Here is a 15,518-nt window from a genome sequence, read left to right as displayed (position 1 = left end):
AAGTTCCTCGATTCGGCGTGTGCGATTGTCGCGCGGAAAAGGTTACTCCCGCGCTACGAGTTCTCAGTGTGCGGCGTGGGTTCCTCGTCCCGTTCCTCGTCCCGTTCCTCGGCCACTGCCACGTCAGCCACGTCAGCCGCGGCGGCCGCATAGGGGTCGGTGATGCGTCCGCCACTCGCGGCCGCCAGCTGAGGTAGGCGATCGAACCGCACCAGCGGCAGGGACTTCTCCGAGTCGTCCTCGAGGACCACTCGTGCCCACCGTCGGTCCGGGAAGTGGATTCCGCGAACGTTGTCCCAGGACACGAAATCGGAGCCCACGAAGCGGCGCATGGCGAGCCCGTCCGTGCTCACCACCGTGCGCACGCGAAGTACCCAGACGGCCGCGACGACGGGGAGGGCGAACAGCCACCCGAGGGCCAGTGGCCAGCTGGCCGCGGCGAAGGACACTCCGAACAGGAGCATCCCCACGCCGACCAGCGCCAACCGGGGGAGACGGATGACCTGCGGAGACGGAGCGGGAGTATGGGATGATGTGTCCGGTGGTTCGGACTGCTGCGAAGGTGACACCCCTTCATCTTCGCATTGCATCTACGTGATCTCACATAATGGGATTGCGTCGTGAGGAGTTTGACTGTTCGCTACCTGCGCGCCTAACGTCGAGCGCGTGAAGCGAACATGGATACTCGTAATCGGCCGGCGCGTCGTCGCCTGAGCCGGTTAATCCCTACTCGCATCGACGCGCCACCCTCGTCCAGCCTCGGCTGACGGGGGTTTTTTCTTGCCCAGAGATCGTCCAGCAACCGAAAATCCTGAGGAAGCAGCAGTGAGCGCACCAACCGCACGCCCAGGGCCCGCGACACGTAAGTCGGGGGCAGCCAACAGCTCGTCCGTGCCGGAGACAACGGCCGCAGTCACCATCGACGGGTCGCGTCGCCATGTCGCCCCCGAAAAGGTGACCGGCGCACAGTCCGTCGTCCGGGCTCTCGAAGAGCTCGAGGTCGACACGGTATTCGGCATTCCGGGTGGAGCCGTGCTCCCGGTGTACGACCCACTCTTCGACTCGAAGAAGGTCCGGCACGTCCTAGTGCGCCACGAGCAGGGTGCAGGTCACGCCGCCACCGGCTACGCGCAGGCAACCGGACGCGTCGGCGTCTGCATGGCAACGTCGGGTCCCGGTGCCACCAACCTCGTCACCCCGCTCGCCGACGCGCAGATGGACTCGGTCCCGGTCGTCGCGATCACCGGCCAGGTCGCTCGCAGCTTGATCGGCACCGACGGCTTCCAGGAAGCCGACATCTCCGGCATCACGATGCCGATCACCAAGCACAACTTCCTGATCACCGACGGCGCCGACATCCCGCGAATCATGGCAGAGGCCTTCTACCTCGCCTCCTCGGGTCGGCCCGGCGCCGTCCTCGTCGACATCCCGAAGGACGTGCTGCAGGCGCAGACCACGTTCTCGTGGCCGCCGGAGATGCGCCTGCCCGGCTACCGGCCGGTGACGAAGCCGCACGGCAAGCAGGTTCGTGAAGCAGCGCGCTACATCGCCGACGCCAAGCAGCCTGTGCTCTACGTCGGTGGCGGCGTCATCAAGTCGAACGCCTCGGCCGAGCTGATGGAGCTGGCCGAGCTCACCGGAATCCCCGTCGTCACGACGCTGATGGCTCGCGGCGCCTTCCCTGACAGTCACAACTTGAACCTGGGCATGCCCGGAATGCACGGAACGGTCGCCGCAGTTGCCAGCCTGCAACGAAGCGATCTCCTCATCACCCTCGGCGCGCGGTTCGACGACCGTGTCACCGGTCAGCTGTCCTCGTTCGCGCCGGGTGCCAAGGTGATTCACGCGGACATCGATCCGGCAGAGATCGGCAAGAACAGGTATGCGGACGTCCCGATCGTCGGTGACTGCAAAGAGGTCATCACCGAACTGATCGAAGCCATCCGCGCCGACCGCGCCACCGGCACCACCCTCGATTTGGAGGACTGGTGGGTGTATCTGAACGGCATTCGCAGGACCTACCCGCTCAGCTACGACCGTCCCAGCGACGGCAGCATGTCACCCGAGTTCGTCATCTCCTCGGTCGGAAAGTTCGCCGGACCCGACGCGATCTACTGTGCCGGCGTCGGCCAGCACCAGATGTGGGCCGCACAGTTCATCGACTACGAGAAGCCGCGGACGTGGCTCAACTCCGGCGGTCTGGGCACCATGGGTTACGCGGTGCCCGCCGCGATGGGTGCGAAGATGGGTCTGCCCGACGCTGAGGTGTGGGCGATCGACGGTGACGGGTGCTTCCAGATGACCAATCAGGAACTCGCGACGTGTGCTGTCGAGGGCATCCCGATCAAGGTCGCGCTGATCAACAACGGCAACCTCGGCATGGTTCGGCAGTGGCAGACACTGTTCTACGAGGAGCGTTACTCCAACACCAACCTCGGCACCCACGGTGCCGTCCGGATCCCCGATTTCGTGAAGTTGGCCGAGGCCTTGGGTTGCGTCGGCCTGCGCTGCGAACGCGAGGAAGACGTCGATGCGGTGATCGCCGAGGCTCGTGCCATCAATGACCGTCCGGTTGTCATCGACTTCATCGTCGGTGCGGATGCTCAGGTGTGGCCGATGGTTGCCGCGGGCACCGGAAACGACGAAATCATGGCTGCGCGCGGAATCCGCCCGCTGTTCGACGATGACGAGGCCGACGGCCACGTGCCCGGTATCGCAGAGTCGATGGAACGCGAGCAGGCACTCGGCGAGCACGCCGGTACCGACGAGGCGAAAGGCGCCGACAAGTGAGCACCAGCCATACCCTCAGCGTTCTCGTCGAGGACAAGCCAGGTGTGCTGGCCCGTGTCGCCGCACTATTCTCGCGGCGCGGCTTCAACATCTCCTCGCTTGCCGTCGGCGGCACCGAGATTCCCGGGATCTCACGCATGACGATCGTCGTGACCGTCGACGAGTTCCCACTCGAACAGGTGACGAAGCAGCTCAACAAGCTCATCAACGTCATCAAGATCGTCGAGCAGGACGACGACTCGTCGGTTGCTCGTGAGCTCCTGCTCATCAAGGTTCGTGCAGACTCGAGCGTGCGCAGCGAGGTCATCGAGACCGTCAATCTTTTCCGCGCCAAGGTCATCGATGTCTCGCCCGAGGCTGTCACCGTCGAGGCGACGGGAACACGGTCGAAACTCGATGCGCTGTTGAAAATGTTGGATCCCTACGGAATTCGAGAAATTGTCCAGTCGGGAGTCGTTGCCGTCGGACGTGGACCCAAATCGATCACGGCGTCTCGCTAGCGAGACGCCCGCGATGACGGCGTCGCGCCAGCGCGCCGCCGAAGAGTTGAACAGACCCCAGAGGAAAGGTACTAACCAGTGGCAGTCGAGATGTTCTACGACGACGATGCTGATCTGTCGATCATCCAGGGCCGCAAGGTCGCCGTCATCGGCTACGGAAGCCAGGGCCACGCGCACTCGCTGAGCCTGCGCGATTCTGGCGTCGAGGTCCGGATCGGCCTCAAGGAAGGCAGCAAGTCCCGCGCCAAGGCACAGGAGCAGGGCCTGACGGTCGGAACTCCGGCCGAGGTGTCGGCCTGGGCCGACGTCATCATGGTGCTCGCACCCGACACCGCGCAGGCAGCGATCTTCACCGAGGAGATCGAGCCGAACCTGAAGGACGGCGACGCGCTCTTCTTCGGACACGGACTCAACATCCACTTCGACCTGATCAAGGCTCCGGAGTTCGTCACCGTCGCGATGGTCGCGCCCAAGGGGCCGGGCCACCTGGTGCGTCGTCAGTTCGTCGACGGCAAGGGCGTCCCCGCCCTCATCGCCGTCGATCAGGATCCCAAGGGTGAGGGTCAGGCGCTCGCGCTGTCCTGGGCCAAGGGCATCGGTGGAACGCGCGCAGGCGTCATCAAGACCACCTTCAAGGAAGAGACCGAGACCGATCTCTTCGGCGAGCAGGCCGTGCTGTGCGGCGGCACCGAGGAGCTCGTCAAGACGGGCTTCGAGGTCATGGTCGAGGCCGGCTACGCCCCCGAGATGGCGTACTTCGAGGTGCTGCACGAGCTCAAGCTCATCGTCGACCTCATGTACGAGGGCGGCATCGCCCGCATGAACTACTCGGTGTCCGACACCGCAGAGTTCGGCGGTTACCTGTCCGGGCCGCGCGTGATCGACGCCGGCACCAAGGAGCGTATGAAGGCGATTCTCGCCGACATCCAGTCCGGTGAGTTCACCCGCCGTCTCGTCGCCAACGTCGAGAACGGAAACACCGAACTCGAAGGCCTGCGCAAGGAGAACGCTGAGCACCCCATCGAGGTCACAGGCAAGAAGCTGCGCGACCTGATGAGCTGGGTCGACCGGCCGATCACCGAAACGGCTTGATTCCGGCGAATCGTCGGTAGTACCACCGAAGGGCGCCCGGCACGCGCTGCCAGGCGCGGGTCGGGTGCCCTTCGGTCGCAAGGCGACGCCTAAACTCGTCCTGCACACATGCACTTCAGCTCGCCCAAAGATTCATCACGACCTACATAGGGAGTTTTCCACGTGAGCCAGCCAGGCCGTCCTGTCGTTCTGATCGCCGACAAACTTGCGCAGTCCACAGTCGAGGCACTCGGCGACGGCGTCGAGGTCCGTTGGGTCGACGGCCCGGACCGCCCGGCTCTGTTGGCCGCTGTTCCAGAAGCCGACGCCATCCTCGTTCGCTCGGCCACCACGGTCGACGCCGAGGTCCTCGCAGCCGGAACCAAACTGAAGATCGTCGCGCGTGCGGGCGTCGGCCTGGACAACGTCGACGTGCCCGCCGCCACCGAGCGCGGAGTACTCGTCGTGAACGCGCCGACCTCGAACATTCACACCGCGGCAGAACACGCCGTCACGCTGCTGCTCGCCGCGGCCCGGCAGATCCCCGCGGCCGACGCCACCCTCCGTCAGCACGAGTGGAAGCGCAGCAAGTTCAACGGCGTCGAGTTGTTCGGCAAGACGGTCGGTGTCGTGGGCCTCGGCCGCATCGGACAGCTGTTCGCGCAGCGTGTCGCCGCGTTCGAGACCCACGTCATCGCCTACGACCCCTACGTCTCCGCCGCCCGCGCCGCGCAGCTCGGAATCGAGCTGGTAACTCTCGACGAACTGTTGACTCGCGCCGACATGTTCTCCGTCCACCTGCCCAAGACGCCCGAGACCAAGGGCATCATCGGCAAAGAAGCGCTGGCCAAAACCAAGCCGGGCGTCATCGTCGTCAACGCCGCACGCGGTGGCCTGGTGGACGAGCAAGCCCTCGCCGACGCGATTGTCAGCGGTCACGTGTTCGCAGCTGGCATCGATGTGTATGCCACCGAACCCTGCACCGACAGCCCGCTCTTCGAGCTCCCGCAGGTCGTCGTCACCCCGCACCTCGGCGCCTCCACCACCGAAGCGCAGGACCGGGCCGGCACCGATGTCGCGAAGTCCGTTCTGCTGGCTCTGGCAGGCGAATTCGTTCCCGACGCAGTCAACGTCAAGGGCGGGGCCGTCGGCGAAGAGGTCTCGCCTTGGCTCGAGATCGTCCGCAAGCAGGGCGTGCTCCTGGGCGCGCTGTCGGACGAGCTCCCTACGTCCCTGTCGGTCGATGTTCGCGGAGAACTCGCTGCCGAAGAGGTCGAGATCCTGGGGCTCTCGGCGTTGCGCGGATTGTTCTCTGCTGTCATCGAGGATTCGGTGACCTTCGTCAACGCGCCGTCGCTCGCGCAGGAGCGGGGTGTCAGCGCCGAGGTGACGAAGGCCAGCGAGAGCGAGAATCACCGTAGCGTCGTCGACGTGCGCGCTGTCTACGGAGACGGCTCGGTGCTCAATGTCGCGGGCACGCTCACCGGTACGCAGCAGGTCGAGAAGATCGTCAACATCAACGGCCGCAACTTCGAGCTCCGCGCCGAGGGCAAGAACCTCATCGTCAACTACGCCGACCAGCCCGGAAGCCTCGGCCGTATCGGCACGCTGCTCGGTGACGCCGGAATCGACATCCAGGCAGCTGCACTCAGTCAGGACTCCGAGGGCAGCGGCGCGACCATTCTGCTGCGCGTCGACAAAGATGTTTCGGCCGAATTGAGGGCGAGCATCGCCGAGTCGGTGGGCGCGTCGACGATCGAGCTCGTCGACCTGTCCTGATCGCGTCACCGTCCAAGCAAGCGCCTGAGAAGAACGAGGAGTCCATGAAGCTCGCCGTCATCGCCGGAGATGGAATCGGCCCAGAGGTCGTCGACGAGGCACTCAAAGTGCTCGATATCGTCGTTCCCGGGGTCGAGAAGACCGAGTACGACCTCGGTGCGCGCCGCTACAACGCCACCGGTGAGCTTCTCCCGGACTCGGTGCTCGACGAGATCCGTGGGCACGACGCCATCCTGCTCGGCGCGATCGGCGATCCGTCCGTGCCGAGCGGGATCCTCGAACGTGGACTCTTGCTGCGTGCGCGGTTCGAGCTCGATCACCACATCAACCTCAGGCCGGCGAAGCTGTACCCAGGGGTCGTCGGCCCGCTCGATGGGAACAAGGACATCGATGTCGTTGTGGTTCGGGAAGGAACCGAGGGGCCGTACACCGGAAACGGAGGCGCGCTGCGGGTGAACACCCCCCACGAGGTGGCCACCGAAGTGAGCGTCAACACGCGCTACGGAGTGGAACGGGTCGTCCGGGACGGGTTCGCACGGGCAATGGGTCGGCGTAAGCACGTCACCCTGCTGCACAAGACCAATGTGTTGACCTTCGCCGGCAGCCTCTGGTCGCGCACGGTCGACGCCGTGTCGAAGGAATTTCCGGATGTCGAGGTGGCCTACCAGCACATCGACGCCGCGATGATCCACCTCGTCACCGATCCCGGTCGTTTCGACGTCATCGTCACCGACAACTTGTTCGGCGATATCGTCACCGACCTCTCCGCGGCGGTGAGCGGCGGGATCGGTCTGGCAGCCAGCGGCAACATCGATGCCACGCGGACCAACCCGAGCATGTTCGAGCCGGTCCACGGCAGTGCGCCGGACATCGCGGGCCAAGGCAAGGCCGACCCGACAGCGGCGATCCTGTCGGTGTCGTTGCTGCTCGCGCATCTCGGTGACACGGCGAACGCGGAGCGCGTCGAGGCTGCCGTTGCCGCGGACCTCGTCGACCGCGGAGCGGGTGTTGCGAGCACCAGCGCTGTCGGCGATCGGATTGCCGCAAGGCTGTAGGGGTCTTTTCGGCGCGTTGTATGGAGCGAATGTCACAGTTGGTCACTCAGAGTGACCAACTGTGACATTCGGTCACCGCGGGGTGACCGTCTTACCCGGGCGATCGGTGATCGTCCGGGATCACCGGCATGGCGAGGGCGGGGAACACCGCCGATACGAGGAAGGCCACCGGGAAACTCACCGCTGCCAGCACACCGAATCCCGGTGGTACCAGCGACGCGGCGACATACTGGCCGGTGTTCTGAACCCCGAGTGCACGTCCGCTCCAGTAGGGGCCGGAGAACTCGGCGACTGCAGTGAACGCGAGCCCGTTCGGCGCAACCGTGGCAATGGACGCTGCGATCAGAAACGCGACGGACAGTGGTGAGTCCAGCCAGTCCGTCAGGGCCAATCCGAGCATGCTCAGCGCAGCCGTGGCCGACACCCAGCGCAGCGGGCGCATACGACTGCCGACCCTGTCGGACAGCGCGCCAACCCCCATGCGCCCCAGGGCCCCGAGGATCTGTGTGACGGTGACGAGAATTCCTGCGGACGCCGCCGACCATGCGCGGTCGGTCATGAGCCAGACCAGCGCGTAGGTCCATACGACGTACTGCGGAACGACGAGCAGAATCGACGTCGAATGAATTCGCCACAGCTGTGATCCGGCGCGGTAGGGATTGCTGAGCAAGCCCATGTGTTCGGCCGCAGCACGGTCGGGCCGCGCGGGGTCGAGCACCCCGAGGCACAGCAGTGCACCGACGGCGCAGATCGATGCCGGCACGAGCAGCGCCGCGGATACCCCGTGATCTCGGGCGATAGGGGGCACCGTCATCGCGGCGATGGCCACACCGAGCGGTACGGACATTTGGCGTATCCCCATGGCGAGACCGCGGCGTTGCGGCGGAAACCATCCCACGACCACGCGTCCGCTGGCGCTGTTCGCGCTTGCTGCAGCCATTCCGCCGATCAGCAGGCACAGGCCCAGCAGAGGCAACGAGGTGGTGAAGACGGCGGTGGCGCTGGCGGCGGCTGTCAGTGCCAGCCCGATGCACAGGACGAGGCGCTCACCGATCCGGTCCACCAGCATTCCCCAGGCGATGAGTGTGAGCATGATTCCGACTGTCGGCATAGCGACGAGAAGTCCTGCGGCAGCAAGGCTGAGACCGCGGTCGTCGAGCAAGGCGGGAATGAGAAAGGCGGCGCCGTTGATGAAGACAGCGCCCGCAGTCTGCGCGAGCATCCCGAGAGCGAGCATGACCCACTTGCGTGCGCCACCGGTGCGTTGCACATGGTTTGCGGTGGTCATTCCATTCCGATCTCACATAGTGAACACTGAATCTTGTAATATGAACATCGAAGCGAACTTTACACACCTTCGCCGTCGCGGGTGAGGACGGCCGTCGTCACTGCGCGTCGAAGGTCGATAGACTTCCGACATGCGTCTGGGTCGAATTGCAAGTCCTGATGGTGTGGCATTCGTGAGTATCGAGGGGGAGGGTGAAGAGCGGACGGCGCGGGAGATTGCCGAACATCCCTTCGGCACACCGACGTTCACCGGTCGGTCGTGGCCACTCGCCGACGTACGTCTGCTCGCGCCCATTCTCGCGAGCAAAGTGATTGCAATCGGCAAGAACTATGCCGCGCACGCCGCTGAGATGGGTAGCGAAGCCCCGGACTCGCCGGTCATCTTCCTCAAGCCGAACACATCGATCGTCGGTCCCGGCGCCCCGATCGTGCTGCCCCCCACCTCCTCCGAGGTGCACTACGAGGGCGAGCTCGCCGTGATCATCGGACGGCCCTGCAAGGATGTTCCTGCGTCGAAGGCGCTCGATGTGGTGCTCGGATACACGGTCGCCAACGATGTCTCCGCGCGCGATCATCAGCGGCAGGACGGACAGTGGACGAGGGCGAAGGGGCACGACACGTTCTGTCCGCTCGGGCCCTGGATCGAGACCGCCCTCGATCCCTCGGATGTCGAGATCAGGACCGAGGTGGACGGTGAGGTCAAGCAGCGCAGTCGAACCTCGCTGCTGCTGCACGACATCCCCGACATCATCGAGTGGGTCTCGGCGGTGATGACCTTGCTCCCCGGCGACGTCATTCTCACCGGTACCCCCGAGGGCGTCGGTCCGATCACGTCGGGCCAGTCGGTGTCCGTCACCGTAGAAGGTATCGGAACCCTCACGAACCCGGTCGCCGCAAAGAAGTAGAGCGCCGCACAAAGCTGAGCACGACCCAAGGCGAATTCAACCCCTCGACGATGAGTGAGACATGACCTCCACCGAAGTACGAGTCCGATTCTGTCCGTCGCCGACCGGAACGCCGCACGTCGGTTTGATCCGCACGGCGCTGTTCAACTGGGCGTTCGCCCGCCATCACGGCGGGAGTTTCGTCTTCCGCATCGAGGACACCGACGCAGCCCGAGACTCCGAGGAGTCCTACGCCGCCATCCTCGACGCGTTGCGGTGGCTGGGTCTGTCCTGGGACGAGGGCCCCGAGGTCGGTGGCCCGTACGAGCCCTACCGTCAGTCCCTTCGGCGCGATCAGCATCTCGAGGTCGTTCGGAAGCTGCGCGAGGCCGGGGAGGCCTACGAGTCTTTCTCCACGCCTGAGGAGGTGGAAGCGCGGCACCGCGCCGCAGGGCGTGACCCGAAGCTGGGCTACGACAACTTCGACCGCGATTTGACCGATGCGCAGAAGCAGGCCTTCCTGGACGAGGGTCGCAAGCCCGTTGTCCGCCTGCGTATGCCGGATCACGACCTGACCTGGACCGACTTGGTGCGCGGCGAAACCACCTTCAAGGCCGGCACCGTGCCGGACTTCGCCTTGACTCGCGGCAACGGAATTCCGTTGTACACCTTGGTCAATCCTGTCGACGATGCCTTGATGAAGATCACGCACGTGCTGCGCGGTGAGGATCTGCTTTCCTCCACGCCGAGGCAACTGGCACTGTACGAGGCTCTCGTGCGGATCGGTGTCGCCGAGCGTGCGCCGGAGTTCGGGCATCTGCCGTTCGTGATGGGTCAGGGCAACAAGAAGCTCTCCAAGCGTGACCCCGAGTCGAATCTGTTCATCCACCGCGACCGAGGGTTCGTACCCGAGGGATTGCTCAACTACCTGGCGTTGCTCGGGTGGGGCATCTCGGACGACCACGATGTCTTCACTCTCGATCAAATGGTGGCCGCGTTCGAGATCTCCTCGGTCAACTCGAACCCTGCGCGTTTCGACCAGAAGAAGGCCGACGCCATCAACGCCGAGCACATTCGGTTGCTGTCGTCGGAAGACTTCGCTGGGCGGCTCCGCGCATTTCTCACCGAGCATGGTCATCTGTCGGCCGAGATCGACGAGACGAAGTTCGCGGTTGCGGCGGATCTCGTGCAGACGCGAATCGTGGTCTTGGCCGATGCATGGGACTTGCTGAAGTTCCTGTACGTCGACGACGCCGACTTCGAAATCGATCCGGCCGCCGCGTCGAAGAACCTGGGCGCCGACGCGGGCCCGGTTCTCGACGCCACGATCGAGGCGCTGACCGAGCTGGCGCAGTGGCGCACCGCCGATCTGGAAGAAGCGCTCAAGGCCGCCTTGGTAGAGCGAATGGAGCTCAAACCGCGCAAGGCGTTCGCACCCGTACGAGTGGCAGTGACCGGATCACACGTCAGCCCGCCGTTGTACGAATCGATGGAACTGCTTGGTCGGGAGAAGACACTGGCTCGGCTGCGCGCTGCGCGCGCCACCATCGGCTGACAGCCGAAGCCCGATGAGTTTCTCCGGCTGGTTGGACCGGACCCAGCGCAGGCATCCTGCGCTCGGCTTTCCCATCGCCGTGATCTACAAGTTCGTCGACGATCAGGGCGGCTATCTTGCCGCCCTGATCGCCTACTACGCCTTCGTGTCGCTGTTCCCGCTGTTGCTGCTGGGCTCGACGATTCTCGGCCTCGTCCTCGCGGGCAATCCCGAACTGCAGCAGGAAATCCTGGAGTCGGCGCTCGAGCAGATCCCGATTCTCGGAACGGATCTGGGTGAGCCGCAGAACATCGGCGGCGGAGTCATCGGGTTGATCGTGGGGTTTCTCGGGTCCCTGTACGGCGGCCTCGGAGTCGCCGTGGCCCTTCAGAATGCCACCAACATTGCGTGGGCGATTCCGAAGAATCTGAGACCGGATCCCATCTTCGCGCGAGTACGCGGTCTCGCTCTGCTCAGCACCGTCGGACTGGCGGTCCTCGCGATCACCGCGGTGAACGTCGTCAGCTCGGCGGGGTACTTCGGTCCCGTCACGGGCGTCGTCGTGTTCGTGGCGATGGTCCTGCTGAACACCGCGGTGTTCACGGTCGCCTTCCGGCTTGCCACCGAGCGAGCGCTGTCCCTCACCGACGTCCTGCCGGGCGCGATGGTGGCCGGTGTGGTGTGGCAATTGTTGCAGGCCTTCGGCGGCGCCTACATCAAGTACGTCGTCACGCGCGCGTCGATCACCAACGGAGTGTTTGCGGTGGTACTCGGGGTGTTGGCCTTCATGTACATCGCGGCTGCGGTCGTCGTGATCTCGGTCGAAATCAACGCCGTCAGAGTCAGGAAGCTCTACCCGAGGTCGTTGCTCACGCCGTTCACAGACGACGTGGAACTGACCGAGGGTGACGAGCTCACGTACACCGGGCAGGCCGAGGCGCAGCGCAGCAAGGGGTTCGAGGAAATAGAAGTGACGTTCGATGGCCCTCGCCCGGACGAGGAACAGCGTTCTCCATAGCGCTTGACCAGGCGATTTGGAGAAACACCGGTGTCGTTTGATAGTCTCTATCCCGGCCCGAAACGCGGTCCACATCGGATGAGATGTGGATCTCGAACAAAGCCATTGGGGTATGGTGTAATTGGCAACACAGCGGTTTCTGGTACCGCCATTCTAGGTTCGAGTCCTGGTACCCCAGCAAGCGAGCGGCAGCGATTTTGTTGCCGAACGCGGGTCGGTTAAGCTGACCGAGCTTCTCATCGAAGCAAGCAGTGCAGGTAGAAAGCAGTGCAGGTAGCGCAGCTACCATGAAAGTTCCTGGCCCCGTCGTCTAGCGGCCTAGGACGCCGCCCTCTCAAGGCGGTAGCGCGGGTTCGAATCCCGTCGGGGCTACAAAACAAAGCACCCTCCAAGCCATTTGGCTGGAGGGTGCTTTTCTGTTCGTACCGTGGCCTTGCTCAGACGCTCTTGCGCCGAAACATTTTCTGGTGATCGGCCGGCCCGTGAACGTTGTTCACTTTCGGACCGCCGTCCTTGTGTTCGGTGGTCGGCGTGGCCCTGTGGTTCTTCTTGTCGAGTGCCTCGCGGAACTTCTTCTTCATATCGTCGTCGCTCGGCGGGTTCTTGCTGGTTGGGTTCTTGCTGGTTGGGGTCATGATCGCTCCTCGCACGTCGGTGACGAATAAAACGTACCTCACCTGCGAAATTGCATCACCCGGTTTTTCGGTGTGCTTTCGGTGGCCTACTGCTAGAGGTAACGCGCTGTGGTGCCGGACAGTGGCATCGCGGGCAGGCCGAGCTTGCGGTGGTCCCATGATCTGACGCGATCCACGGCGACGCGCACCGCAATTCTCTTGTTCATCATCTGATCCACGAGTGGCTTGACTTCTTCGGAGTACGGGCCGGTATACCGCTCCCATACACTGATGCCGACTTTCGAGATCGATTCCGCATCGTCGACGATCTCCGCGTGACCCTCGATGGACACCCCGCGAAGCGTGTCGTAGGTGTGGCCGTCCTCGATGAGCACAGTCAGTCTCGGATCCCTGCGCAGGTTGACTGCCTTTTGCGACTTCGCCTTGGTCTCGAACCAGATTTCTCCGTCGATCAGTCCGTACCACATGGCCACGAGGTGAGGTGTGCCGTCGCGTCCCAGCGTCGCGAGATTCGCGATGCGGCTGCGTTCGAGAAACGTCGTCGTTTCGGCGTCTGTCATGGTGATCTGTGCGCGCTGGTTGGTTCCCACGCTCTACTCTCTAGCAGAACTTCGGCCGATATGGTGACTGCGCCACCTTCACGGCTACGTTGTGGATCTCAGAGGCGCTTGTGGATTGCTTCGGCGGCGGCGAGCAAGTCGGCGGCCCACCGTGCCCCTGGTCTCCGGCCGATGCGGTCTATCGGACCGGAAACAGATACGGCCGCAACTACTTTACCGACAGCGTCGCGTACGGGCGCTGCGACGCTGGCGACGCCGGGTTCGCGTTCACCGGCACTCTGCGCCCATCCGCGGCGACGAACTTCGGCCAGAGCCCGTTCCCCGAATTCTGCATCCGGCAGCAGTGCATGCTGAGTCTGTGGGTCGGCCCACGCGAGCAGGACCTTGGCCCCGGAGCCGGCAGTCATGGGCAAGCGGGCCCCTACGAGCACCGTGTCACGAAGCCCCGCGGGTGGTTCCATCGAGGCGACGCACACGCGGACGGTGCCCTCGCAGCGATAGACCTGGACGCTTTCTCCGGTGATCTCGCGTAACCGCGGTAGAACTGCCGCCGCAGCGTCGACCAGGGTGTCGGAGGCGCTCGCGGCGAGCTCGGCCAGGCCAGGCCCGGGGCGCCACACGCCGCCGGTATCGCGGGTGAGCAGTCGGTGGATCTCGAGGCCGACGGCCAACCGGTGCGCTGTCGCACGCGGCAGGCCGGTGCGTTCGCAGAGATCACTGAGAGTGCAGGGTTCTTCGGCAACCGCGTACAGAACACCCATCGCTTTGTCGAGGACGCCGATGCCGCTATGCTGTCTCATAGGTCGATATTAACGTCTCGCATAGTGGGAACGCACGTTAGGGCGTGCGCGCCGCTTCGGGGTAGACCGGTATCGACGACATGACGCGACGTGGGCCAGCCCGTAGTCCACCGGCGCGACGCACTCGAAGAATGGTTGGTGATGAAGCATGGCCGGCACAGCACGCACTCTGGCTGAGAAAGTCTGGGATCAGCACGTCGTGGTTCGCGGTGGTGGCGAAGGTGGGGCGCGCGAACCTGATCTCATCTTCATAGATCTGCACCTCGTGCATGAGGTCACCAGCCCGCAGGCATTCGATGGCCTGCGTCTTGCGGATCGACCGCTCCGCCGACCGGATCTGACGATCGCGACCGAGGACCACAACGTACCCACAGCTGACATCTTCTCGCCCATCGAAGATTTGGTTTCGCGTACTCAGGTGGACACACTTCGGCGCAATTGCGCGGAATTCGGAGTTCGGCTGTACCCCATGGGGGATCTCGATCAGGGGATCGTCCACATCATCGGCCCGCAACTCGGTCTCACCCAGCCCGGCATGACGGTGGTCTGTGGCGACAGTCATACCTCCACCCACGGCGCGTTCGGGGCGCTGGCGATGGGTATCGGCACCAGTGAAGTCGAGCACGTGATGGCAACGCAGACGTTGTCGTTGCGTCCGTTCAAGACCATGGCGATCACAGTCGACGGCGAACTCGCACCGGGAGTCAGCAGCAAGGACCTCATCCTGGCCGTCATCGCGAAGATCGGAACCGGTGGCGGGCAGGGCTACGTTCTCGAGTACCGCGGGGAGGCCATTCGGAAGCTGTCCATGGAGGCTCGAATGACGATCTGCAATATGTCGATCGAGGCGGGTGCACGCGCGGGAATGATCGCGCCCGACGAGATTACGTACGAGTACATCAAGGGCAGGCCGCACGCTCCGCGCGGCGCCGACTGGGACGCGGCAGTGGCGGCCTGGGAGGAATTGAAGACCGATCCCGATGCGGTGTTCGACAACGAAGTTCGTATCGACGCGTCCGCGTTGACTCCGTTCGTCACGTGGGGAACCAACCCGGGGCAGGGGGCCCCACTCGGAGATCGGGTGCCGAATCCGGCGGACATCGTCGACGAAAGCGAGCGAACCTCCGCCGAGAAGGCGCTGCAGTACATGGACCTCGAGCCTGGGACGGCACTGCGCGAGATCGCAGTCGACACGGTTTTCGTCGGCTCGTGCACCAACGGACGGATCGAGGATCTGCGTGCGGTCGCGGAGGTTCTGGACGGCAGGAAGGTTGCGGACAGTGTTCGCATGCTGATCGTCCCGGGTTCGATGCGCGTGCGTGCACAGGCCGAGAAAGAAGGACTCGGTGAGATCTTCACTGCCGCGGGAGCGGAGTGGCGGCAGGCGGGCTGCTCGATGTGCCTGGGCATGAACCCCGATCAACTTGCGGTGGGGGAACGGTCGGCGTCGACCTCGAACCGGAATTTCGAAGGACGACAGGGTAAGGGCAGTAGGACACATCTGGTTTCGCCGTTGGTCGCGGCCGCTACGGCGGTACGGGGGACACTGTCCTCTCCCGCCGACCTGGACTGAACTTCGCGCACGTAGTCCGTCCCGAAGTCCGA

Annotated in this window: 14 protein-coding genes and 2 tRNA genes; 11 read left to right on the top strand and 5 right to left on the bottom strand. The window is 64.3% G+C overall.

Annotated features, from left to right (window positions below):
- Positions 1 to 53: 53 nt before the first annotated feature.
- Positions 54 to 569, bottom strand: a complete 516-nt coding sequence (locus KVY23_RS01365) for a PH domain-containing protein (RefSeq protein WP_230555007.1) — start codon at positions 567 to 569, stop codon at positions 54 to 56.
- Positions 570 to 825: 256 nt separating this feature from the next.
- Here KVY23_RS01365 and KVY23_RS01360 point away from each other — a divergent pair, with 256 nt between their 5' ends.
- The 5 genes from KVY23_RS01360 to KVY23_RS01340 all read left to right on the top strand — a co-directional run bounded on the left by KVY23_RS01360 (position 826) and on the right by KVY23_RS01340 (position 7,195).
- Complete coding sequence (locus tag KVY23_RS01360) at positions 826 to 2,790, top strand: acetolactate synthase large subunit (protein ID WP_230555006.1); 1,965 nt, start codon at positions 826 to 828, stop codon at positions 2,788 to 2,790.
- The gene (ilvN, locus tag KVY23_RS01355; RefSeq protein ID WP_068376145.1) at positions 2,787 to 3,290 is read left to right on the top strand and encodes an acetolactate synthase small subunit; all 504 of its coding nucleotides are present in this window, start codon (positions 2,787 to 2,789) and stop codon (positions 3,288 to 3,290) included. The genes KVY23_RS01360 and ilvN overlap by 4 nt, the downstream gene beginning before the upstream one ends.
- 90 nt (positions 3,291 to 3,380) lie before the next feature.
- Complete coding sequence (gene ilvC, locus KVY23_RS01350; protein WP_206511114.1) at positions 3,381 to 4,382, top strand: ketol-acid reductoisomerase; 1,002 nt, start codon at positions 3,381 to 3,383, stop codon at positions 4,380 to 4,382.
- Positions 4,383 to 4,544: 162 nt separating this feature from the next.
- Positions 4,545 to 6,140 carry a phosphoglycerate dehydrogenase gene (serA, locus tag KVY23_RS01345; RefSeq protein WP_230555005.1) on the top strand — a complete coding sequence of 532 codons (1,596 nt, stop codon included), beginning with the start codon at positions 4,545 to 4,547 and terminating at the stop codon, positions 6,138 to 6,140.
- A 44-nt stretch (positions 6,141 to 6,184) separates the two neighbouring features.
- The gene (locus KVY23_RS01340) at positions 6,185 to 7,195 is read left to right on the top strand and encodes a 3-isopropylmalate dehydrogenase (protein WP_230555004.1); all 1,011 of its coding nucleotides are present in this window, start codon (positions 6,185 to 6,187) and stop codon (positions 7,193 to 7,195) included.
- Positions 7,196 to 7,286: 91 nt separating this feature from the next.
- On the opposite strand, the gene KVY23_RS01335 is transcribed toward KVY23_RS01340, so the two are convergent.
- Positions 7,287 to 8,483, bottom strand: a complete 1,197-nt coding sequence (locus KVY23_RS01335; protein ID WP_230555003.1) for an MFS transporter — start codon at positions 8,481 to 8,483, stop codon at positions 7,287 to 7,289.
- 130 nt (positions 8,484 to 8,613) lie between these two features.
- Between KVY23_RS01335 and KVY23_RS01330 the strand changes: the two genes are divergently transcribed.
- From KVY23_RS01330 to KVY23_RS01310, 5 genes are all read left to right on the top strand, one after another.
- Entirely contained in the window at positions 8,614 to 9,387 is a 774-nt protein-coding gene (locus KVY23_RS01330) for a fumarylacetoacetate hydrolase family protein (protein ID WP_075840152.1), read from the top strand.
- A gap of 61 nt (positions 9,388 to 9,448) precedes the next feature.
- Positions 9,449 to 10,921, top strand: coding sequence for a glutamate--tRNA ligase (gltX, locus tag KVY23_RS01325; RefSeq protein ID WP_230555002.1), 1,473 nt, complete (start codon positions 9,449 to 9,451; stop codon positions 10,919 to 10,921).
- Positions 10,922 to 10,934: 13 nt separating this feature from the next.
- Entirely contained in the window at positions 10,935 to 11,918 is a 984-nt protein-coding gene (locus tag KVY23_RS01320) for a YihY/virulence factor BrkB family protein (RefSeq protein ID WP_230555001.1), read from the top strand.
- Positions 11,919 to 12,024: 106 nt separating this feature from the next.
- A tRNA-Gln gene (locus KVY23_RS01315) sits at positions 12,025 to 12,096 on the top strand.
- A gap of 121 nt (positions 12,097 to 12,217) precedes the next feature.
- Positions 12,218 to 12,290: transfer RNA gene (locus tag KVY23_RS01310), tRNA-Glu, on the top strand.
- 65 nt (positions 12,291 to 12,355) lie between these two features.
- Here KVY23_RS01310 and KVY23_RS01305 read toward each other — a convergent pair.
- The 3 genes from KVY23_RS01305 to KVY23_RS01295 all read right to left on the bottom strand — a co-directional run bounded on the left by KVY23_RS01305 (position 12,356) and on the right by KVY23_RS01295 (position 13,913).
- Positions 12,356 to 12,553, bottom strand: coding sequence for a DUF5302 domain-containing protein (locus tag KVY23_RS01305; RefSeq protein ID WP_230555000.1), 198 nt, complete (start codon positions 12,551 to 12,553; stop codon positions 12,356 to 12,358).
- 92 nt (positions 12,554 to 12,645) lie between these two features.
- Positions 12,646 to 13,143 (bottom strand): pyridoxamine 5'-phosphate oxidase family protein, encoded by a 498-nt coding sequence (locus KVY23_RS01300; protein ID WP_230554999.1) that lies wholly within the window; start codon positions 13,141 to 13,143, stop codon positions 12,646 to 12,648.
- A 68-nt stretch (positions 13,144 to 13,211) separates the two neighbouring features.
- Positions 13,212 to 13,913, bottom strand: a complete 702-nt coding sequence (locus tag KVY23_RS01295) for an IclR family transcriptional regulator (RefSeq protein ID WP_075840149.1) — start codon at positions 13,911 to 13,913, stop codon at positions 13,212 to 13,214.
- Positions 13,914 to 14,061: 148 nt separating this feature from the next.
- Here KVY23_RS01295 and leuC point away from each other — a divergent pair, with 148 nt between their 5' ends.
- The gene (gene leuC / locus KVY23_RS01290) at positions 14,062 to 15,486 is read left to right on the top strand and encodes a 3-isopropylmalate dehydratase large subunit (RefSeq protein ID WP_230554998.1); all 1,425 of its coding nucleotides are present in this window, start codon (positions 14,062 to 14,064) and stop codon (positions 15,484 to 15,486) included.
- The last annotated feature ends 32 nt before the right edge of the window (positions 15,487 to 15,518 follow it).

Source organism: Rhodococcus sp. I2R, from assembly GCF_020889545.1.
In the GTDB taxonomy this organism is placed as follows: Bacteria; Actinomycetota; Actinomycetes; order Mycobacteriales; family Mycobacteriaceae; genus Rhodococcoides.
The sequence above is the reverse complement of the archived record's forward strand: the minus strand, read 5'-3'. Positions and strand labels throughout refer to the sequence as shown.

What these genes read in the sequence shown, in the direction of transcription:
- ilvC (WP_206511114.1), top strand. Translation starts at nt 3,381, where the DNA reads ATGTTCTACGACGACGATGCTGATCTGTCGATCATCCAGGGCCGCAAG.
- KVY23_RS01340 (WP_230555004.1), top strand. Translation starts at nt 6,185, where the DNA reads ATGAAGCTCGCCGTCATCGCCGGAGATGGAATCGGCCCAGAGGTCGTC.
- KVY23_RS01335 (WP_230555003.1), bottom strand. Translation starts at nt 8,483, where the DNA reads ATGACCACCGCAAACCATGTGCAACGCACCGGTGGCGCACGCAAGTGG.
- KVY23_RS01330 (WP_075840152.1), top strand. Translation starts at nt 8,614, where the DNA reads ATGCGTCTGGGTCGAATTGCAAGTCCTGATGGTGTGGCATTCGTGAGT.
- gltX (WP_230555002.1), top strand. Translation starts at nt 9,449, where the DNA reads ATGACCTCCACCGAAGTACGAGTCCGATTCTGTCCGTCGCCGACCGGA.
- KVY23_RS01320 (WP_230555001.1), top strand. Translation starts at nt 10,935, where the DNA reads ATGAGTTTCTCCGGCTGGTTGGACCGGACCCAGCGCAGGCATCCTGCG.
- KVY23_RS01305 (WP_230555000.1), bottom strand. Translation starts at nt 12,553, where the DNA reads ATGACCCCAACCAGCAAGAACCCAACCAGCAAGAACCCGCCGAGCGAC.
- KVY23_RS01295 (WP_075840149.1), bottom strand. Translation starts at nt 13,913, where the DNA reads ATGAGACAGCATAGCGGCATCGGCGTCCTCGACAAAGCGATGGGTGTT.
- leuC (WP_230554998.1), top strand. Translation starts at nt 14,062, where the DNA reads ATGGCCGGCACAGCACGCACTCTGGCTGAGAAAGTCTGGGATCAGCAC.